At 69.8% G+C, this 18,175-nt stretch carries 21 protein-coding genes and 1 tRNA gene; 11 read left to right on the forward strand and 11 right to left on the reverse strand.

Features of this window, described 5'->3' with window-relative positions:
• Positions 1 to 48: 48 nt before the first annotated feature.
• The 3 genes from ilvC to KBY96_RS01695 are packed head-to-tail and all read left to right on the forward strand — an operon-like array spanning position 49 to position 2,401.
• Entirely contained in the window at positions 49 to 1,044 is a 996-nt protein-coding gene (gene ilvC / locus KBY96_RS01685; RefSeq protein ID WP_254977646.1) for a ketol-acid reductoisomerase, read from the forward strand.
• A gap of 17 nt (positions 1,045 to 1,061) precedes the next feature.
• Complete coding sequence (gene cbiB / locus KBY96_RS01690) at positions 1,062 to 2,126, forward strand: adenosylcobinamide-phosphate synthase CbiB (protein WP_254977456.1); 1,065 nt, start codon at positions 1,062 to 1,064, stop codon at positions 2,124 to 2,126.
• A gap of 32 nt (positions 2,127 to 2,158) precedes the next feature.
• Positions 2,159 to 2,401 carry a hypothetical protein gene (locus tag KBY96_RS01695; protein WP_254977457.1) on the forward strand — a complete coding sequence of 81 codons (243 nt, stop codon included), beginning with the start codon at positions 2,159 to 2,161 and terminating at the stop codon, positions 2,399 to 2,401.
• Here KBY96_RS01695 and KBY96_RS01700 read toward each other — a convergent pair.
• Complete coding sequence (locus KBY96_RS01700) at positions 2,392 to 2,700, reverse strand: YciI family protein (RefSeq protein WP_254977458.1); 309 nt, start codon at positions 2,698 to 2,700, stop codon at positions 2,392 to 2,394. The two genes, KBY96_RS01695 and KBY96_RS01700, sit on opposite strands and share 10 nt — an antisense overlap.
• Before the next feature lie 98 nt (positions 2,701 to 2,798).
• Between KBY96_RS01700 and KBY96_RS01705 the strand changes: the two genes are divergently transcribed.
• Together KBY96_RS01705 and KBY96_RS01710 are read left to right on the forward strand one after the other, a co-directional pair.
• Positions 2,799 to 3,749, forward strand: a complete 951-nt coding sequence (locus KBY96_RS01705) for a hypothetical protein (protein ID WP_254977459.1) — start codon at positions 2,799 to 2,801, stop codon at positions 3,747 to 3,749.
• A 70-nt stretch (positions 3,750 to 3,819) separates the two neighbouring features.
• Positions 3,820 to 4,161, forward strand: a complete 342-nt coding sequence (locus tag KBY96_RS01710) for a hypothetical protein (protein WP_254977460.1) — start codon at positions 3,820 to 3,822, stop codon at positions 4,159 to 4,161.
• 44 nt (positions 4,162 to 4,205) lie between these two features.
• Here KBY96_RS01710 and KBY96_RS01715 read toward each other — a convergent pair whose 3' ends face one another.
• The 8 genes from KBY96_RS01715 to hisF form a co-directional block, all read right to left on the reverse strand.
• On the reverse strand, positions 4,206 to 5,159 hold the full coding sequence (locus KBY96_RS01715) for an SGNH/GDSL hydrolase family protein (RefSeq protein WP_254977461.1): 954 nt from the start codon (positions 5,157 to 5,159) through the stop codon (positions 4,206 to 4,208).
• 142 nt (positions 5,160 to 5,301) lie between these two features.
• Positions 5,302 to 5,386: transfer RNA gene (locus KBY96_RS01720), tRNA-Ser, on the reverse strand.
• 53 nt (positions 5,387 to 5,439) lie between these two features.
• Positions 5,440 to 7,449: a ComEC/Rec2 family competence protein gene (locus KBY96_RS01725; protein WP_261357944.1), complete on the reverse strand. Its 2,010-nt coding sequence runs from the start codon at positions 7,447 to 7,449 to the stop codon at positions 5,440 to 5,442.
• Positions 7,450 to 7,519: 70 nt separating this feature from the next.
• Positions 7,520 to 7,726 (reverse strand): hypothetical protein, encoded by a 207-nt coding sequence (locus tag KBY96_RS01735; RefSeq protein WP_254977462.1) that lies wholly within the window; start codon positions 7,724 to 7,726, stop codon positions 7,520 to 7,522.
• Entirely contained in the window at positions 7,726 to 8,595 is an 870-nt protein-coding gene (gene glyQ, locus KBY96_RS01740) for a glycine--tRNA ligase subunit alpha (protein ID WP_254977463.1), read from the reverse strand. Before glyQ ends, KBY96_RS01735 begins: the two co-directional genes overlap by 1 nt.
• A 54-nt stretch (positions 8,596 to 8,649) precedes the next feature.
• Complete coding sequence (gene ubiE, locus KBY96_RS01745) at positions 8,650 to 9,372, reverse strand: bifunctional demethylmenaquinone methyltransferase/2-methoxy-6-polyprenyl-1,4-benzoquinol methylase UbiE (RefSeq protein WP_254977464.1); 723 nt, start codon at positions 9,370 to 9,372, stop codon at positions 8,650 to 8,652.
• The gene (locus KBY96_RS01750; protein WP_254977465.1) at positions 9,350 to 9,679 is read right to left on the reverse strand and encodes a hypothetical protein; all 330 of its coding nucleotides are present in this window, start codon (positions 9,677 to 9,679) and stop codon (positions 9,350 to 9,352) included. Before KBY96_RS01750 ends, ubiE begins: the two co-directional genes overlap by 23 nt.
• A 75-nt stretch (positions 9,680 to 9,754) precedes the next feature.
• A complete protein-coding gene (hisF, locus tag KBY96_RS01755) occupies positions 9,755 to 10,531 on the reverse strand; it encodes an imidazole glycerol phosphate synthase subunit HisF (protein WP_254977466.1) in 777 nt (258 codons plus the stop codon).
• A gap of 124 nt (positions 10,532 to 10,655) precedes the next feature.
• On the opposite strand from hisF, the gene KBY96_RS01760 reads away from it, so the two are divergent.
• From KBY96_RS01760 to KBY96_RS01770, 3 genes are read left to right on the forward strand one after another with little or no spacing between them, the layout of a single operon-like run.
• On the forward strand, positions 10,656 to 10,871 hold the full coding sequence (locus KBY96_RS01760; protein WP_254977467.1) for a DUF2862 domain-containing protein: 216 nt from the start codon (positions 10,656 to 10,658) through the stop codon (positions 10,869 to 10,871).
• Between the two features lie 27 nt (positions 10,872 to 10,898).
• Positions 10,899 to 11,879 carry a chlorophyll synthase ChlG gene (gene chlG / locus KBY96_RS01765; protein ID WP_254977468.1) on the forward strand — a complete coding sequence of 327 codons (981 nt, stop codon included), beginning with the start codon at positions 10,899 to 10,901 and terminating at the stop codon, positions 11,877 to 11,879.
• A gap of 1 nt (position 11,880) precedes the next feature.
• Complete coding sequence (locus KBY96_RS01770) at positions 11,881 to 14,097, forward strand: transglycosylase domain-containing protein (RefSeq protein ID WP_254977469.1); 2,217 nt, start codon at positions 11,881 to 11,883, stop codon at positions 14,095 to 14,097.
• A gap of 24 nt (positions 14,098 to 14,121) precedes the next feature.
• Here the strand turns inward: KBY96_RS01770 and KBY96_RS01775 are convergent, their stop codons facing one another.
• Together KBY96_RS01775 and KBY96_RS01780 are read right to left on the reverse strand one after the other, a co-directional pair.
• A complete protein-coding gene (locus KBY96_RS01775; RefSeq protein ID WP_254977648.1) occupies positions 14,122 to 15,507 on the reverse strand; it encodes a 16S rRNA (cytosine(967)-C(5))-methyltransferase in 1,386 nt (461 codons plus the stop codon).
• The gene (locus tag KBY96_RS01780; protein ID WP_254977470.1) at positions 15,488 to 15,862 is read right to left on the reverse strand and encodes an MGMT family protein; all 375 of its coding nucleotides are present in this window, start codon (positions 15,860 to 15,862) and stop codon (positions 15,488 to 15,490) included. The genes KBY96_RS01775 and KBY96_RS01780 overlap by 20 nt, the downstream gene beginning before the upstream one ends.
• Positions 15,863 to 15,920: 58 nt before the next feature.
• Here KBY96_RS01780 and trmH point away from each other — a divergent pair, with 58 nt between their 5' ends.
• From trmH to KBY96_RS01795, 3 genes are all read left to right on the forward strand, one after another.
• On the forward strand, positions 15,921 to 16,610 hold the full coding sequence (gene trmH, locus KBY96_RS01785) for a tRNA (guanosine(18)-2'-O)-methyltransferase TrmH (protein ID WP_254977471.1): 690 nt from the start codon (positions 15,921 to 15,923) through the stop codon (positions 16,608 to 16,610).
• Between the two features lie 152 nt (positions 16,611 to 16,762).
• A complete protein-coding gene (locus KBY96_RS01790) occupies positions 16,763 to 17,530 on the forward strand; it encodes a hypothetical protein (protein WP_254977472.1) in 768 nt (255 codons plus the stop codon).
• The gene (locus KBY96_RS01795) at positions 17,523 to 18,167 is read left to right on the forward strand and encodes an AAA family ATPase (protein WP_254977473.1); all 645 of its coding nucleotides are present in this window, start codon (positions 17,523 to 17,525) and stop codon (positions 18,165 to 18,167) included. The genes KBY96_RS01790 and KBY96_RS01795 overlap by 8 nt, the downstream gene beginning before the upstream one ends.
• Positions 18,168 to 18,175 lie beyond the last annotated feature (8 nt).

The following is an 18,175-nucleotide window of genomic DNA, read 5'->3' on the forward strand; positions in this document are numbered from 1 at the left end:
GCCCTTGCGTAAGCTCCACCCTTGCTCCCCGCCCACGCCCGCGCCCGGATGGCCCAGCTCTTCTACGACTCCGACGCCGATCTCTCGCTGCTGAGCGGCAAGACGGTGGCCATCATCGGCTACGGCTCCCAGGGCCACGCCCACGCCCTGAACCTCAAGGACAGCGGCATCGACGTGGTGGTGGGCCTCTACGCCGGCAGCCGCTCGGCCGACAAGGCCCGGGCCGACGGCCTGGAGGTGCTGAGCGTGGCCGAGGCCTGCGCCAAGGCCGACTGGATCATGGTGCTGCTGCCCGATGAGGCGCAGAAGGCGGTGTACGCGGCCGAAATCGCCCCGCACCTGAGCGCCGGCAAGGTGCTGAGCTTCGCCCACGGCTTCAACATCCGCTTCGGGCTGATCCAGCCCCCCGCCGATGTGGACGTGGTGATGATCGCCCCCAAGGGGCCAGGCCACACCGTGCGCTGGGAATACCAGAACGGCCAGGGTGTGCCCTGCCTGTTCGCCGTGCAGCAGGATGCCAGCGGCAAGGCCCGTGATCTGGCCATGGCCTACGCCAAGGCCATCGGCGGCACCCGCGCCGGCATCCTCGAAACCAACTTCAAGGAGGAGACCGAAACCGACCTGTTCGGGGAACAGGCGGTGCTCTGTGGCGGCCTCAGCGAACTGGTGAAGGCCGGTTTCGAAACCCTGGTGGAGGCGGGCTACCAGCCCGAGCTGGCCTACTTCGAGTGCCTGCACGAGGTGAAGCTGATCGTGGATTTGATGGTGAAGGGCGGCCTCACCGCCATGCGCGATTCGATCTCCAACACCGCCGAATACGGCGACTACGTGAGCGGTCCGCGGCTGATCACCGCCGACACCAAAGCGGAGATGAAGCGCATCCTCGCCGACATCCAGGACGGCACCTTCGCCCGCAACTTCGTGGCCGAATGTGAGGCCGGCAAGCCGGAGATGACGAAGATCCGCGAACGCGACAGCCAGCATCCGATCGAGCAGGTGGGCACGGGCCTGCGGGCGATGTTCAGCTGGCTGAAGGCCGCCTGATCCAGCCCTTGCTGCTGGTGGCTCTAGCCTGCGGGCTCGACCGGCTCGTGGGCGATCCCCCCGGGATTCTTCACCCGGTGGTGGCCATGGGCTGGCTGATCACCCGGCTGCGGCAGCTGGCCGAGGCCTGGGCCGGCGACCGCCCCTGGGCCCTGCGACTGGCCGGCGGCGCCATCACCCTGGTGCTGGTGGCCGGCTCCGGCCTGGCGGGATGGGGTCTGGAGCGCGTGGCGCTGACAGGCTGGCCGGGCCAGGCGCTGCTGGTGGTGGCCCTGGCCAGCGCCCTGGCCGGCCGCAGCCTGGAGCAGGCGATCGAGGCCGTGCTGGAGGCGCTGCCATCACCCGTTGGGCAGCCCAGAGGCGATCAGCCCAAAGGCGGACCGGATCTGGCGGAGGCGCGGCGGCGGCTGGCCTGGATCGTGGGCCGCGACACCGACCACCTCGATGCCAGCGCCATCCTCAGGGCCCTGGCCGAGACCGCCAGTGAAAACGGTGTGGATGGCCTGTTCGCGCCCCTGTTCTGGATGCTGGTGGGAGCAGGGATCTGGAGCGCTGGCCTCTGGAGCCTGCCCGGCCCGCTGGCCCTGGCCTGGGGCTTCAAGGCCGCCAGCACGCTCGATTCGATGCTCGGCTACCGGCGCGGGCGGCTCACCTGGCTGGGCAGCGCCGGGGCCCGCCTCGACGACCTGCTGGTGTGGCTGCCCTGCCGCCTCACCGCCCTCAGCCTGCCCGCCGCCGCCGGCCAGCCCTGGCGAGGGCCGGCGCTGCTGCGGGCCGCCTGCCGTGATGGGTGGCCCGACCCGTCGCCCAACGCCGGCGTGTCCCAGGCGGCCTTCGCCCAGCTGGTGGGGGTGCAGCTGGGGGGCCTGAACCACTACGGCGGCCAGCCCCGCCCCAAACCCCTGCTGGCCGCTGGCCAGCCGGCCCCCGATCGGGCCGCGGTGGGGCGGATGCTCAGCCTCAACCGCCGCCTGCAGCTGCTCTGGCTGCTGGCCGCCGGGCTGCTGCTGGGCGCCGGCCTGCTGCTGGGCGCTGGGCCGGTTCATCACGAAAGCTCTCAGCTGATTGCTCCCTGCCGCTGAGCTGCCGAAGCTGCGTGCGCGTCTGGGGACCCATGCCGATTCGCGACCTGCTCGAAGAAGCTCTGAGCGAGCCGGAGATCGGAACCACTCCGCGGTTCCGCTGGCATGCCACGCCTGTGGGCATCGCCGCCCTCTGGAGCGCCGGCGCGGCCCCCACGTCGCCCCCCTACGAGGACGCCCTCAAGGAAGGACTGCAGGTGGGTCTCGACCTCAGCCGCGAGGAGCGGGAGTTCCACCAGCTCAGCTCCGGGCTGGTGCTGTTGTTTCACTCCTGAGCGGCCGGCAGGGAGCCGTGCACCAGCTGCCACTCGTGCAGGCTCCAGCGCACACAGCCGGCGAGGATCAGGGGATCGCTGCGCACCAGGTGGTCGGCCGTGCTCCAGTCGTCGGCCCAGAACAGCAACATGCCGCCGGCGCCATCGCCGTTGCGGCCCCGGCGGTCGGCCCAGTAGCCGCTGCGGGGGCGGTACCCCTGCCGCTCCAGCTCCGCCAGCCAGGCCAGATGGGCCGGCACCACGGCATCGAAGCGGGCCTTCTCCACAACGCCCTCCTCGATCTTCACGAACCAGGCCATCGAACAGCGCCAGGGGTGTGCCATCAGTCTGGGTGCCCGTGGGTCGCCCCGATTCGCCGCGGTGGACTGGAGAATCCCTGCAGCTGCCGGCACCTGGCATGGGACCAGCCACCCGCCGCAGCGCCCTGCTGCTCCTGGCCACGTTGGCGGCACCCCACGCCCAGGCCGCGCCCGTGATGCCAGGGCCAGATCCAGGCCCAGCCCACCTGCGCATGAGCCTGCCGGCGATCTGCGATCCGGATCACCCCAGAGCCGGGCAGGACGGCATGGGGAGCGTGCTGCGCAACCTGTTCGATGGGCTGGGGGAGTGGCAATGCGGCTGGCGCACCTCCCAGCCGCACTGGAGCGACTGGAACCTGACGCTGTGGGGTGGCGCCATGACCGACGGCAACCTCGGGCAGAGTCTGCGCCTCGAGAAGGGATGGCGCTCCGAGGGTCTGGGCGGCGTGGGAGTGCAGGGCAGGATCTGGAAGCGGGGCCGGATCGGTCTGGTTTTGGACGCCAACCTCATCGGCCACCAGGCCGTGGATGGAGCCACCACCCCGGGACAGAGCTTCGGCGAGGGCACGATCGGGCTTGGGCTGAAGCTGTACCCCAGCCGCTGGCTGTCGTTGACGGTGGTGGAGGGGCTTTCGGTGTACACCAGCCGCAGCAAGCTGCAGCGGCAGCGCGGCGGCAACGGCCGCCGGCTGGTGAACTACCTGGCCTTCGAAGCCGATGCCGCGCTCAACCGGCGGTGGTCGCTGGTGGGCCGGCTGCACCACCGCTCCGGCGTCTACGGCACGTTGGATTGCATCAAGGCCTGCGACAACAACGCCTATGTGCTGGGGCTGCGCTATCGCTTCGCCACTGCCCAGGCCGACGCAGCGCAATCCGTGGAGCCGTCAGAACAGCAGGATCTGGATCTGGATCTGGAGCAGGAGAAAGACGTGGACCAACCCGCCGAAGACGAAGCGGATTCTCTCCAGCCTGACGCCAACATTGCTGAGCAGAAGTACTCAAACGATCAAGTCACAAGCCATGACGTTGGTAGTGATCACTACAGATGACGGGCCCCCCGGCGCCCTTGGCTGGGTGAATGGCACGCCATGCCGTTCGAGCCCCATACTCCTGAGCCCGATGCTGATCCCCGATCCCGTTCTTGACGTTCCAGAAGCCAGTGCAGCCGCCGCCCTGAGCGCTGAATACCACCCCGTTCCCTGGGATTCGATGACGCCGCTGATCAGCCTGCGCGACTGCGGAGCTCCCTATCGAGGAAGGTGGGTGGTTTACAACACCGGCAACAAAGACTATTGCGCCATGCATCACCTCAAGGAGGCGAGAGCAGACACGCTCGAAACCATCGAAGAACGCATCTTCGATGGTGACTGCGAAGCCTCCAGGTTCGTGCGTCATTTGCTGCTGCATGGCTGGTCGATCTACGAGATCACCAACGCGATTGCGGCGTCCAAGGTGATCTGACCCCCCTACGAAATCAACCTGCAAGCTGAGCAGCCAAGCGCCACCTATAAACCGAAGCTATCAAGCACGGCCGCATCGCTGATCTGAGACACGACAAAATCAGCAAGACGTCCATTGGTTTTGGAATCCGGGTGAATGGTGTCAACGAATCCTGGAGACCGCAAGGACTTCCAGGCATCGATTCCATTCACAGCGAAAATTCCATTCTCGTCACTCGAATTGTATTTCTCTTCGAGTCTGGCGTTGATCGAGCCGCTGATGCGATCCGCAAAACCCCGGAATTCGTTGGCCAGGGAGCTGCCCAGCAGCGGCACACGCTTGAGCTCATTGGAGGACTGCCGGATTCGGGGGATGGCACTTAGCTTGGTGGTGCCGATCACGACAGCTTCATTGTAGAGACCGGTGATGCTGTCAAGACTCTCATCAATGTTGGCAACGACTTTGCGGGCCACCAGGTTGGCCAGGCGATTGTCGTCACCTCGGCCGGGCGTGAGCAGCACGTTCCGGATGCGAGTCTGATTGCCCTCCAGGAAGTCGAAAACATCGTTGGTGCCGCCACTGATGATCACATCGAGATCCGGGCTGGAGCGTGTGAACTGGGCCGCCTCGGCCAGAGTGGCGGCCTGGCGCTTCAGGCCGATCTGGAAGTCCTCCAACCCGGCAGTGCTGGAACCGCGTCCACCGGAGGTGGCGCCGGCATAGGCAAAATTGAACACCTGGGCATTCGGGTCGGTGTTGCGCAACCCCCGCCGCAGCGGTTCATTGGAGAGGTTGATCAGCTCAGCGGAGCTCAGGCGGGCCGGCGATTTTCGGCTGGCGGCACCGAGGCGACGCACGATCTGCTCGCCGAGCACAAAGCCATCCGACGCCTTGACATTGCCGCCGCCGTTGTAGAGCGGTTGGCGGAACGGGTGACGCTCCCCGAGAAAAGAGGCCGTGGCAGTGAGATTGCCGAAATCAAGCGTGCTGTCTCCGAGGAAGGCGAAGGCTGAGGTCACGGCAGGGGAGGCACGATCAGCCATCGTGCCGGCAGGGCTGGAGGCCCACAAGGCGGCCAGGCAAATATCTGCCCCAAGCGAATGGGGGCCGACCGGCAAGCGCTCGAGCCGATCTGGCCGGTCGGCCGATCTGGCCGAAAAACGGAGAGGGTGGGATTCGAACCCACGGAAGGTTGCCCTTCAAACGATTTCGAGTCGTTCGCTTTCGACCACTCAGCCACCTCTCCAGGTGGGTCGTGCCGGCACCTCGGGCGCCTGGCCTGGCCACTCTACGAACCGCTCAGCTCAGGCTCTGCTGCAGCGAGCCGCTGCGGCCGCTGGCACGCCAGCCGGCAGGGCCTCCATCCAGGGCCTCGCCACTGATCCACACCTGCTCGGGTCCCTCGGCGGCCAGCCAGCTGCGCTCGCGGGGGCCGGGACGAAAACCCAGCCAGAGGCCATCGGGGGGGCTTGCCGCGGCTGGCTGATCTCGCCAGGCCCAGAGGTCCTGGCGATCGGGCAACAGCAGCCAGCGCCGCCGCCCCACCTCCAGCCACAGCCCCCGACTGGCCATGGCGATGGCCTCGGCCCCGAGGCCCGGGCTCTGCAGGCGCTGGCCGGGCAGCAGCGGCGGGCTGCCGTCGGCACTGGCCAGCACCAGCCCGGAGCGCCCGTTCCAGCAATCGGGGGGATCGGGCGGCAGGGGATCGAGCAGCAGGGTCCAGTCGAAACGGGCCACACCCAGGCCCCGGGCCAGCTGGCCCGCCTGATGGCAGCTGAAGCCATCGGCCTGCAGGGCCACCAGGGCCGCACGGCCCCGGTGGCGCGCCAGCAGCAGATCGCGGTGGCCCTGGTGCACCAGCAGCAGCTGGTCGGCCTGGAGCATGGCCAGATGCAGCCCGCAGGCCAGCGCCACCAGGGCCGGCGCCAGTCGCCGCCAGCGCCGCGCCAGCCCCGGCCATTGCAGGCCCAGCAGCCCGGCGGCCAGCAGCGTGACCAGCAGCGGCGTGGGGCGCCCGAGCTGCCACTGGGCCATGGGCAGGGCCGCCACCGCGCCAACGATCGCCAGCAGCACCCCGGCCAGGGCCGCCAGGGGCGGCAGCAATAGGGCGGCCAGGGGCGGCAGCAGCAGGGTGAACAGGGCCAGCAGCATCGCCCCCAGGGTGAGCGGGGTGAGCAGCGGCGCCGCCAGCAGGTTGGCGGGTATGGCATACAGCGGCACCACGCCGAAGTGGAGCAGCTGCAGCGGCAGGGTCCACAGGCAGGCGGCCAGGGGCACGGCGGTGGCCGGGGCCAGCCAGCCGCCACACCAGGCCGGCAGCCGCAGCCGCAGGGCCCGCTCCAGGGGGCCGGCGGCCACCACCAGGGCGGCGGTGGCCACCACGCTGAGCTGAAAGCCCACCTCCACCAGCCAGCGGGGCCAGATCAGCAGCAGCAGCAGGGCGCTGGCCAGCAGGATCGCCAGCGGCCGCCCCCGCTGGCCGCACTCCAGCACCAGCACGGCGATCGCCGCCATCAGCACCGCCCGCAGCACCGAGGGCTGCAGGCCCGCCAGCAGCACGAACAGGCCCATCGCCCCGAAGGCCAGCAGCAGCCGCGGCAGGCGCGGCAGCCGCCGGGCCAGGGGCAGCACCGCCCCCAGCAGCACGCTGAGGTGGAAGCCCGAAGCGGCCAGGGCGTGGGAGAGACCCGCCGCCCGGAACAGCTCGCGCACCTCCGCCGGCAGCGGCACCACGGCACCGCCCAGCACCAGGGCCGCCAGCACCCCGCCCCGCTCCGGCCCGGCTCGCTCCATCAGGGTGTCCGCCAGACGGCGGCGCAGGTTGGCCACCGGCGTGTCGGGGCGCTCGATCACCTCGAAGCGCTCCACCTGCAGCTGGCTGGCGGCCTGGCGGCGGGCCAGCCGTTCCGCCGGCCCGGCCAGCAGGGGATGGGGAGCCGGACGGGGCCGCCGCAGCTGGCCCTCCGCCGCCAGCCGCCAGCCCTGGCGCGGGGGCGGCTGGGGGCAGGGGCTGAACTGCAGCTCGCTGCGGCCCACCGGCAGCTGCAGCAGGACGCTGCAGCCCGTGCCCGATGCGTAGGCCCGCGGATCGGCCAGCAGGTGGCCCACCAGCCGCACCGGCACCGGCCCCCGCTCGCCCTCGAGCCTGAGGGCGGGATCCCCGGCGGCGGGGGTGAGCGGCTGCAGGCACACCAGCACGGCCCGCAGCAGCACCAGGGCCAGCAGCAGCGCCCAGATCAGCCCCTTGACCCTCGGCCCCTTGACCCTCAGCCCCTCGCCGCTCAGCCCCTCACCCTGGCGCGCGCCCATCCCGGTCCAGCAACCTGGGGCTCAGGATTGCCACCCACGCAGCGACCCAGCCCCGCCCTCAGCCCCGCCCTCAGAACGGAGGCAGCCGCCGCAGCAGGTCGCAGAGCTGGGGGCTGGGCAGCTTGCGGCCCAGCAGCGGCTCCACCAGCGGCGCCAGCGGCCGCAGGCGGCAGGGCAGGCGGTTGCGCTCGCTCAGGCGCCCCAGCTGGAAGCTGCCCAGCAGCAGCACCGCCGCCAGCAGCACGCGGCGGCTCTGCTCCCGGTGCCAGGGCAGCATCACCCCGCCAGCAGCGGGAAGCCCAGGGCCTCCCGTTCGGCCAGCCAGGCCTCGGCCACCTGGCGGGCCAGGGTGCGGATGCGGCCGATGGTGGCGGTGCGCTCGGTCACGGAGATCACCCCGCGGGCCTCCAGCAGGTTGAAGGTGTGGCTGCACTTGAGCACGAAATCCAGGGCCGGCACCGGCAGCTTGCGGGCCACCAGATCGGCGGCCTCGGCCTCGTAGAGAGCAAACAGCTGCTGCAGGCGCTCGGGGTTGGAGGCCTCGAAGTTGTAGGTGCACTGAGCCTTCTCAAAGGGCAGCCAGATCTCGCCGTAGGTGCGATGGCCGTTCCAGCTCAGATCCCAGATGCTCTCCACGTCCTGCAGATACATCGCCAGGCGTTCGAGGCCGTAGGTGATCTCGATCGACACCGGCCGGCAGTCGAGGCCGCCGCACTGCTGGAAGTAGGTGAACTGGGTGACCTCCATGCCATCGAGCCACACCTCCCAGCCCACGCCCCAGGCGCCGAAGGTGGGGGATTCCCAGTTGTCCTCCACGAAGCGGATGTCGTGGTCGCGCTGGCGGATGCCTAGCGCTTCCAGCGACGCCAGGTAGGTCTCCTGGATGCCGTCAGGCGAGGGCTTGATCAGCACCTGGTATTGGAAGTAGTGCTGGGCGCGGTTGGGGTTGTCGCCGTAGCGGCCGTCGGTGGGGCGGCGGCAGGGCTCGGGGTAGGCCACCGCCCAGGGCTCGGGCCCGATCGCCCGCAGCACCGTGTGCGGACTCATCGTGCCGGCCCCCTTCTCGGTGTCGTAGGGCTGCAGGATCAGGCAGCCCTGCTCAGCCCAGAAGCGGTTCAGGGTGGCGATGATGTCCTGGAAATGCACGGGCGTCGGCCGGAATGGAGGTGCCGGGGGTGGCTGCGAGTCTGCCCCAGGGGCTCAGGCCGCCAGTTCCAGCAGGCCCATCAGGCCGCCGGCCAGGGGGCGGTGGCGGGCGTGGCTGAAGCCGGCGCCACGGGCCAGGGCCTCCTGCTCGCTGCCGGTGGGGAAGCGCTCCAGGCTCTGCTCCAGATAGGCGTAGTGCTCACCCAGGCCGGCCCGGCTGGCCACCGGCACCACCACCCGTCGCAGCAGCAGGCGCTGCAGGGCGGCGCGGCGGCGGCCGGCGGCGCTGGCGGGATCGGGGCGGTTGAAATCCAGCACCGCCGCCCGGGCGCCGGGGCGCAGCAGGCGCCGCAGCTCCGCCAGGCCGGCGGCGGGATCGGCCAGGTTGCGCAGGCCGTAGGCCATGGCGGCACCGTCGGCGCTGGCGGCGGGGAGGCCCGTGGCCAGGGCGTCGGCCTGGAGCCAGCGCAGGGGCAGCCAGCTCTGATCAGCCGCCCGTTGCCTGGCCAGCCGCAGCGGGGCGGCGGCCGCATCCACACCGAGCACCGAGCCCTCTGGCCGCACCTTCGCCGCCAGCACCAGGGCCAGGTCGCCGGTGCCACAGCAGAGATCGAGCAGCTGCTGGCCAGGGCGGGGAGCGATCCAGTGCAGGGCCTGGCGCTTCCAGAGACGGTGCAGGCCGAGGCTGAGCAGGTCGTTGAGCTGGTCGTAGCGGGGAGCGATCTGCTCGAACAGATCGGTAACCGCCGCCGGGTCACCCGGCCTGAACGTCGCCATAGCGGTTCATCAGGCCGGCATCAGGAAGCAGCAGCCCATCGGGGAGCAGCACCGCGTCGAGGCTCACGCCGGCGTCGGTGGGCAGGGGGGCAATCAGCAGTGGGCTGGGCCCGGTGAGGGTGATCACCATCACCGTGGCCAGGCCCACGGCGGAGCAGCAGACCATGCAGCCGGCAAGCATCAGCGAAAACTCCTGGCGGTCGTTGGCCGCCTGCATCAGCTGCAGGGCCCAGGCCACCAGGGCGATCACCACGGCCACCAGAAAGATGGCAACGGCGGTGGTGAAGGGGTCGTGCAGGGCGGCCAAGGAGAAGACCTGGGATGTGATCGGCTTAGACCCAATGTAACGTCGAGTAACACCAGCGGTGGCCACGAACTGGGCTCAGTCGAGGGGGCGTATCGGCAGCCCGCGGGCCAGAAGGTTGGTTTTGATCGCCTCAACGCTCAGCACTCCATCGTGCAGCAGGGAGGCCAGCAGGGCCGCCGAGGCCTGGCCTCCCTCCGGGCCGGGATCGATCGCCGCGGCGATGTGATCGATGCAGCCGGCGCCACCGGAAGCGATCACCGGCACCTCCACCGCGCCCGCCACCGCCCGGGTGAGGTCCAGGTCGTAGCCGGCCTGGGTGCCGTCGCCATCCATGGAGGTGAGCAGGATCTCCCCGGCCCCGAGGGCCACCACCCGCCGCGCCCAGTCCACGGCATCGAGGCCGGTGTTCTCGCGGCCGCCCTTCACATACACATCCCAGCCCCCGCCCTCATGGCGCCGGGCATCCACCGCCACCACGATGCACTGGCAGCCGAAGCGCTCGGCGCCCCGCGCCACCAGCTCGGGATCGCGCACCGCCGAGGAGTTGAGGCTCACCTTGTCGGCCCCGGCCCGCAGCAGGTCGGTGATGCCCTCCACGCTGCTGATGCCGCCGCCCACCGTGAAGGGGATGGTCACGGCCTCGGCGGTGCGGCGCACCAGATCCACCAGCGTGGCGCGGCCCTGGTGGCTGGCGGCGATGTCGAGGAACACCAGCTCATCGGCGCCGGAGGCGCTGTAGCGGCAGGCCAGCTCCACCGGATCGCCGGCGTCGCGCAGGCCCACGAAGTTCACGCCCTTCACCACCCGGCCATCGGCCACGTCGAGGCAGGGGATGATGCGCTTGGCGACCATGGCGGTGGTGAGCTCGGCGAGCTCCGGGAAACAGGGGGTAGGAGGAGTGCACGGGGAGTGGAACCGGCTCCCTGGCGGCGCTGGTAAGGTTGCGCCACTTTTCAGTCGCGTCGCGCGTCCGCCCATGGCCCAGGCTGCCACGGTCAACGTTGGTTCCAAGGTGCGCATCGTCCGCGTTCGCGACCGCATTCCGGCCGACCTCGTTTCCGTGCTGCAGAGCGATCCCAGCGGCACCGTGAAGGGCTTCCGCACCGTGGACGGGCAGGGCATCGGCGTGGTGGTGGACCTCACCGGTGGCCGCACCGCCTGGTTCTTCGACGACGAGATCGCCCCCGCCTGACCCCCAGCCAGCCTGCAGCCAAGGCCCTTGACCAACAGCCCCAACCCCGAAGCCAGCACAGGCTCAGCAGCACGCCAGCTGCTGGGAATGAAGGGGGCGGCCGGCAGCGACAACATCTGGAAGATCCGGCTGCAGCTGATGAAGCCGGTGACCTGGATTCCTCTGATCTGGGGTGTGGTGTGCGGCGCTGCCGCCTCCGGCAACTTCGGCTGGACCCTGCCTGAAGTGGGCGCCTCGATCGCCTGCATGCTGATGAGCGGGCCGCTGCTGGCCGGCTACACGCAAACGATCAACGACTACTACGACCGCGAGATCGACGCGATCAACGAGCCCTACAGGCCCATCCCCTCAGGGGCGATCCCCCTCTGGCAGGTGAAGACCCAGATCTGGGTGCTGCTGCTGGCCGGACTGGCGGTGGCCTGGGGCCTGGATCTCTGGGCCGGCCACAGCCGGCCGGTGCTGCTGCTGCTGGCCCTGGGGGGCTCGCTGGTGAGCTTCATCTATTCAGCACCGCCGCTCAAGCTCAAGCAGAACGGCTGGCTGGGCAACTACGCCCTGGGCGCCAGCTACATCGCCCTGCCCTGGTGGGCGGGCCAGGCCCTGTTCGGCCAGCTCACCTGGACCACCGCCCTGCTCACCCTGGCCTACTCCCTGGCGGGCCTGGGCATTGCCGTGGTGAACGACTTCAAGAGCGTGGAGGGCGACCGGGCCATGGGCCTGCAATCGCTGCCGGTGGTGTTCGGGATCGAGAAGGCCAGCTGGATCAGCGCCGGCATGATCGACATCTTTCAGCTGGCGATGGTTGGCGTGCTGATCGCGATCGGCCAGCATTTCGCCGCCGTGCTGCTGGTGCTGCTGATCGTTCCCCAGATCACCTTCCAGGACATCTGGCTGCTGCGCGATCCGGTGGCGTTCGATGTGAAGTATCAGGCCAGCGCCCAGCCTTTCCTGGTGCTGGGGATGCTGGTCACAGCCCTGGCGATCGGCCACAGCGCGCTGGTGGTCTGAGATGACCCGCACCCTGCCCACCCCGACCCGGCCCTCTGCGGCAGCGGTGGCGCGTGGACGGGGCGGCAGCCGCCGTCTGGTGGTGACGGCGGTGGCGGCCGCGGTGCTGGGGGGCGGAGTGGCGGCGGTGCAGTCCACCGTGGTGGGCAGTTTCGATTCCCTGCTGCCCGATGCCAGCGGCATCAGCAACTTCAACCGCCCCGGCACCCTCACGATCCTCTCGGCCGACGGCCAGGTGGTGCAGAAACTCGGTCCGGTGGCGCGGGAGAAGCTCAGCAGCGGCGCGGTGCCGCCCCTGGTGGAACAGGCGTTCATCGCCGCCGAGGACCGCCGCTTCTACCGCCACCGCGGCGTGGATCTGCAGGGCATCCTGCGTGCCGCCGCCCGGAACATCTCGCGGGGCTCGGTGGAGGAGGGGGCCAGCACCATCACCCAGCAGCTGGCCCGCACCGTGTTCCTGAGCCAGGACCGCACGATCACCCGCAAGCTCAAGGAAGCGGCCCTGGCCGGAAAGCTGGAACGGCAGCTGAGCAAGCGCGAGATCCTCACGGAATATCTCAACCTGGTGTACCTCGGCTCCAGCGCCTATGGCGTAGCCGATGCCGCCTGGATCTACTTCTCCAAGACGCCGGAGCAGCTCACCCTGCCGGAGGCGGCGATGATCGCCGGCCTGCCTCCGGCCCCGTCGGTGTATTCGCCGCTGGTGAATCCGGAGCTGGCCCTGCAGCGTCGCCGGATCGTGCTCAGCCGCATGCGCCAGCAGGGGTTCATCAGCACCAGCCAGCAGCTCGAGGCCGAGGGCTCCCCCCTGGGGCTGAAACCGGCCGACCCGAAGTACTGGGAGAGCCGTGCGCCCTACTTCGGCAACTGGGTGCAGCAGGAGCTGGCCACTGTGCTCAGCAACGAACAGCTGGAGGTGGGCGGACTGACGGTGCGCAGCAGCATCAATCTGGCCTGGCAGGACGAGGCCGAGAAAACCATCCGGGCCCATGCCACCGGCAGCCTGCAGGGTGCCCTGGTGGCGATCGAACCCGGCACCGGCCTGGTGCGGGCGATGGTGGGCGGCAAGGACTTCAACGAAAGCCAGTTCAACCGGGCCACCCAGGCGCTGCGCTCCCCCGGCTCCACCTTCAAGCTGTTCACCTACGCCGCGGCGCTGGAGGCGGGCCTCAAGCCCGAGGACACGGTGGATAACAAGGAGCGCTGCATCAAGGACGGCTGGCCCCCCAAAACCTTCTGCATCAAGGGCGCCAAGGCCAAGACCACCACCTCGATCAGCAACGCCATCGCCCAGTCGCTGAACGCGGCCTCGGTGGATCTGGCGGAGAAGGTGGGCTACGAGAAGGTGGTGGAGATCGCCAAGACCATGGGCATGGTGGGCGACATCGGCGAATACCCCTCCATGGTGCTGGGGGCCAACGAGCAGTACGCGCTCGACATGGCTGCCGCCTATGCCGCCATCACCAACCGGGGCGTCTTCGTGAAGCCCACTCCCTTCGAGGAGATCTACGGCCCCGATGGCGAGTTGCTCTGGAGCCGCCGGGTGGATGGGCACAAGGGCACGCGGGTGCTGCGCAGCGAGGTGGCCGATGCGCTGCAGTGGATGCTGCAGCGGGTGGTGAGCAGCGGCACCGGCAGGCCGGCGTCCCTGCCGAATCGGCCGGTGGCCGGCAAGACGGGCACCTCCGAAGGGGCCCGCGACCTCTGGTTCGTGGGATCGATCCCCCAGCTCACCACCGCCATCTGGCTGGGCTACGACGGCAACCGCAAGACCGGCAGCAGCAGCGCGGCAGCCACCTATGCCTGGAGACGGTTCATGGAGCCGATCAGCAAGACGCTGCCGGTGCAGCAGTTCCCGCCCAAGCCGGCGCTCACCGGCAGTTTCACCAAGCCCAAGGCCAAACCCAAACCCAAGCCCGCTCCCAAGCCAGACGACCAGAGCAGCCTGGAGACGGAGCGCGACACCTGGAGCCGGCCCATGAGCGAGGACGAGGAGCCCACGCCGATTCCCGAACCCAGCTGGACCCCGGAGCCGAGCCCGGAGCCGGCGGTGCGTCCGGATCCGGCACCCCGCCCCCGGCCCAGCGCCACCCCTGCACCGGCCCCGGCTCCCGCGGCCGCCCCGGCTGCCGCTCCAGCCCCGCCGCCACCGCCCCCTCCCCCACCGGCCCCGTCGGCCGCGGCACCACCGCCGCCGCCGCCACCTCCCGAGCCCTGAGCCAGGAGCCCCGAACCCTGGGCCTCAGACCCCGGGAGCCAGCAACCGGGCCAGGAAGAAGCCGTCGCCCTGCCCCTCGCCGGGCCACCACTGTTGGCGGTGCTGGTCGCTCCACTGGGGATGGGCAGCCAGGAAGGCGTCGATCAGCTCGCCGTTCTCGGCCGGGTGCACGGTGCAGGTGGCATACACCAGCACGCCCCCCGGCTTCAGCAGCGGCGCCACCCCCTCCAGCAGCCGCCGCTGCAGGGCCACCAGCTCGGCGATGGCCACCGGCTCCAGGCGCCAGCGGGCATCGGCATGGCGGGCGAGGGTGCCCAGCCCCGAGCAGGGGGCATCCACCAGCACCCGATCGAACTGCCCGCACCAGTCGGGCCGGAGGACGGCCAGCTGCGCCGCATCGGCGGCCAGGGTGTGGATGCAGGTGAGGCCCAGCCGGGCGGCGTTGCGCTCCAGCCGCTGCAGGCGCTTGGCGGAACGGTCCACGGCCCAGATCTGGCCGCGATCGCCGATCAGCTCGGCGATCTGGGTGCACTTGCCGCCGGGGGCGGCACAGGCATCCAGGAGCTGGTCGCCGGGGCGGGGATCGAGCAGGGGGGCGATGCGCTGGGCGCCGCGGTCTTGCACGCACCACTGCCCCTCGGCGTAGCCGGGCAGCCGGCGCAGATCCCCCACCCGGCCGCTGAGCGTGAGCGCCTGCTCCAAACCCGCGCCCGCCAGGGGTTCGGCCTGCACCCCCGCCGCCGCCAGCGCCGCCAGCAGCGTTTCGCGGCTGCCGCGCAGGGGGTTGACGCGCAAATCCAGGGCCGGCGGGCAGTTGCAGGCCCGACCGAAGGCCTCGGCCCCCTCCGCTGGCAGCCACTGCAGCAGCAGCGCCGCCAGCCAGGGCGGCAGGGAATGGCGCAGGGCCAGGCTGGCGGCGGGATCGCCGGGCAGCGGCAGGCCGCGCCAGGGCTCCAGCTCGGGGGTGGGCTCAGACCCGGGCTCGAGGGCCTGGCGGCAACGCAGCAACTGGCGCAGCAGGCCATTGACCACCGGCGCCAACCGGCCCAGCCCGCCGCGCTTGGCCAGCTCCACGGTGGTGCTCACCGCCGCCGAGGCCGGCACCCGCTGGCTGAACAGCAGCTGGTAGGCACCGAGGTGCAGCAGCCAGCGCAGCTTCGGTGGCTGGCGAGCCGCCGGCACCCGGCCCAGGGCATCGAGCCAGGCGTCGAGCAGCAGGCGCTGGCGGATGGCGCCATAGGCCAGCTCGGTGGCCAGGGCGCGATCGGCGGGGGAGAGCGTGCTGCGCTGGAGCTCCCGCTCCAGGGCCAGATCGGCATAGGCTCCACTGCCCACCGCCAGCAGCACCTGCCAGGCCAGCTGGCGCGGCTCCAGGCCGATGGCGGCGGGGTCAGCCTGGCCCGGGGCCAGGGGAGGGGACGGGGGTGGGGACGAAGACAGGGGGCGGCGGCTCGGGAGGCGGCACCCAGAGATAGCGCCTCAGCGGCAGCCGGCCCTCGCCGTCCACCGCGATGCCCTCGGCCAGCAGCAACTGGCGCTGGATCCAGTCGCTGCCCTCGCGGCTGGGGGTGAAGCTGATCCGCCCCTGGGCGTTCACCACCCGGTGCCAGGGCACCGGTGAGGGCAGGGCCAGGCGGCGCAGGGCCCAGCCCACCTGGCGGGCGCAGCCGTAGGCGCCGATCAGCTCGGCGATCTGGCCGTAGGTGGCCAGCCGGCCCGCCGGAACCAGGGCCACGGCGGCGTAGACGCGCTGATCAAAGCTCAAGGGCCGGGGCCGGGGGGTTCAATGGTGCCGAGCCGAACGGGACGTTGCCGCCGCTGCCATGCCCCTGCTGCCACGCCGCTACGAACGCCTGCGCAGCGTGCTGGACGGGCGCATGGGCGATCTCACGTTGCTGCTCGAGCACGTGGAGAAGCCCCACAACCTCTCGGCGATCCTGCGCAGCTGCGACGCGGTGGGGGTGCTGGAGGCCCATGCCGTGTGCCTGAAAGGGCGGCTGCTCACCTTCAACTGCACCGCCCAGGGCAGCCAGAAGTGGGTGCCGCTGCAGCTGCACGCCAGCGGCGCGGCGGCGATGGCGGAGCTCAAGCGCCAGGGCTTCCGGCTCTACGGCACCCACCTCAGCGCCGAGGCGGTGGACTACCGCCAGTGCGACTTCACAGGCCCCACCGCCCTGGTGCTGGGGGCGGAGAAGTGGGGGCTGAGCGATGAGGCGGCGGCACTGGTGGACCAGGCGGTGGTGATCCCGATGCGGGGCATGGTGCAGTCGCTGAACGTGAGCGTGGCGGCGGCCACGCTGCTGTTCGAGGCGTTGCGCCAGCGCCAGGCGGCCGGACTGGTGCCCTGCGGCGGCGAAGGGGTGCCTGCAGACCGCTACCGCCGCCAGCTGTTCGAGTGGGCCTACCCCCAGGTGGCCGCCTGGTGCCGCCAGCAGGGCCGCGACTACCCGCCGCTGGACGCCGAGGGCGCAATCGCCGAGGAGCTGCCGCGCACGCTGCGGCTGCGCTGCTGAGCTGGAGCTGCGCAGAGGCCAGGCCCTCGCCAGAGCTTGATCAGCCGTAAGCCAGTCCAGCAGTAAGACTTTGTCACACCTTCAGCGTCACCGTGTCGCCAATGGCGCGGCTGCTCACGCTAGAGTACTCGCACTCCTATTCTGATCACCTGATGGACGACGATTATCAGGACGACGATTACAAGGACGACGACTATACCTCAACTCCTCCTCCCGCCGGCACAACCTCGAGCGGCAGTGACGATGATGATGATGACGACGACGATTATCGCGGCTCCGGCAGCGATGACGACGATGATGACTACATAGGCGGCCCCTCCGGCGCGGGTTCACGCGACGATGACGACGACGATGACGACGACTATCGCGGCTCCGGCAGCGATGATGATGACTACCGCGGGGGAACGAGCTCCCTGGGGCTGGTCGATGACGACTACGCGCGTCGTCTGTTCCGGGATGATGACTACATCACCGGTCAGCGGATCCGGAAGCGTGATCTGAAAGATGACGACTACAGCTTCCTGCCCTCGTCGACCGATCGGCTGTTTGAAGGCAGTCGCCGAAGGGACACTCTAATGGGCTCAGGAAGTGGTGTGGAAGCTTTTCTGGGCCGCAGAGGTGCCGATAACTTCCTTCTCGGCAACCGCAGACGCGACTTCTACGCCGATGACAAACGTCAGGGCAGTCGTTCCAGCTATGGCGTCATCAACGACTTCTCCTTCCGTGAAGACGACACCATCTTTCTGCACGGCAGGCGTAAGAATTACAACCTTTCCAGGGTGAGGTTGGACGGCATCCGCGGCGTTGGCATCTTTCTCGAAGGGGGCAAGCGCGACACGCTGATCGGTGTGATCCAGGGGCAGGCTCCCAAAGCCTTCAACCTCTCGGATTCCTCGGTGTTCCAGTTCTTTGGTGGATAAACCATCTCCTGGGGGTGGGTCAATCCCGGCCCACCCCTGGAGAATCGCCATCACCGGTGCCAGCGGCACCGGCAAGACCACCCTGGGTCGCGCGTTGTCGCAGCGACTCTGCCTCCCGTTCATCAAGGAGGACATCGGTGAACTCCTGGCGGCCCAGGCTCAACTCAGCCGCCTGGCGGCGCGCGGGAAGCTCAGGCGCTCCCACTTTTCCGGCCATGCCGCGGTTTGTCAGGAGCACATCGAACGCCAGAACAGGCGTTTCGCTGAGCAGCCAGGTTTCATCTGTGATCGTTTCGCCGTGGACGTGCTGGCGCGGGTGTTACGCCCCCCGTTCGATCGGGTTGGGGAGGAGTGGTTTCACACCCTGCTCAAGCACACCAAGCAGCAGCTCGAGAGCATCGATCTGATTGTGGTGCCACCGCTGAGCGACTGGTCCTTTCAGCCCTCGAAGAACGACATGGGCCGGGAGCGAATCGTGGCGGTGCTGCCGAAAACCCGGATTCACAGCCTCTACTCGGGGCTCTGTGTCACTCTCGCCCCTGAGCGCACCTTGTTTCTCCCAGCCGGTGACACCCGCCACGACACCTGGATTCCCCTGATTCTCGAGGCCCTCAGCGCCACGAAAGCCAGGTCCTGAACGCCGCT

The sequence above is a fragment of the Cyanobium sp. ATX 6A2 genome, from assembly GCF_024346355.1.
In the GTDB taxonomy this organism is placed as follows: domain Bacteria; phylum Cyanobacteriota; class Cyanobacteriia; order PCC-6307; family Cyanobiaceae; genus NIES-981.

Coding starts and splice junctions, on each gene's coding strand:
- KBY96_RS01760 (WP_254977467.1), top strand. CDS start 10,656: ATGGCCCAGGCTGCCACGGTCAACGTTGGTTCCAAGGTGCGCATCGTC.
- ubiE (WP_254977464.1), bottom strand. CDS start 9,372: ATGGCGACGTTCAGGCCGGGTGACCCGGCGGCGGTTACCGATCTGTTC.
- hisF (WP_254977466.1), bottom strand. CDS start 10,531: ATGGTCGCCAAGCGCATCATCCCCTGCCTCGACGTGGCCGATGGCCGG.
- KBY96_RS01790 (WP_254977472.1), top strand. CDS start 16,763: ATGGACGACGATTATCAGGACGACGATTACAAGGACGACGACTATACC.
- KBY96_RS01700 (WP_254977458.1), bottom strand. CDS start 2,700: ATGGCCTGGTTCGTGAAGATCGAGGAGGGCGTTGTGGAGAAGGCCCGC.
- KBY96_RS01705 (WP_254977459.1), top strand. CDS start 2,799: ATGGGACCAGCCACCCGCCGCAGCGCCCTGCTGCTCCTGGCCACGTTG.
- ilvC (WP_254977646.1), top strand. CDS start 49: ATGGCCCAGCTCTTCTACGACTCCGACGCCGATCTCTCGCTGCTGAGC.
- KBY96_RS01735 (WP_254977462.1), bottom strand. CDS start 7,726: ATGCTGCCCTGGCACCGGGAGCAGAGCCGCCGCGTGCTGCTGGCGGCG.
- KBY96_RS01770 (WP_254977469.1), top strand. CDS start 11,881: ATGACCCGCACCCTGCCCACCCCGACCCGGCCCTCTGCGGCAGCGGTG.
- KBY96_RS01725 (WP_261357944.1), bottom strand. CDS start 7,449: ATGGGCGCGCGCCAGGGTGAGGGGCTGAGCGGCGAGGGGCTGAGGGTC.
- trmH (WP_254977471.1), top strand. CDS start 15,921: ATGCCCCTGCTGCCACGCCGCTACGAACGCCTGCGCAGCGTGCTGGAC.
- KBY96_RS01710 (WP_254977460.1), top strand. CDS start 3,820: ATGCTGATCCCCGATCCCGTTCTTGACGTTCCAGAAGCCAGTGCAGCC.
- KBY96_RS01695 (WP_254977457.1), top strand. CDS start 2,159: ATGCCGATTCGCGACCTGCTCGAAGAAGCTCTGAGCGAGCCGGAGATC.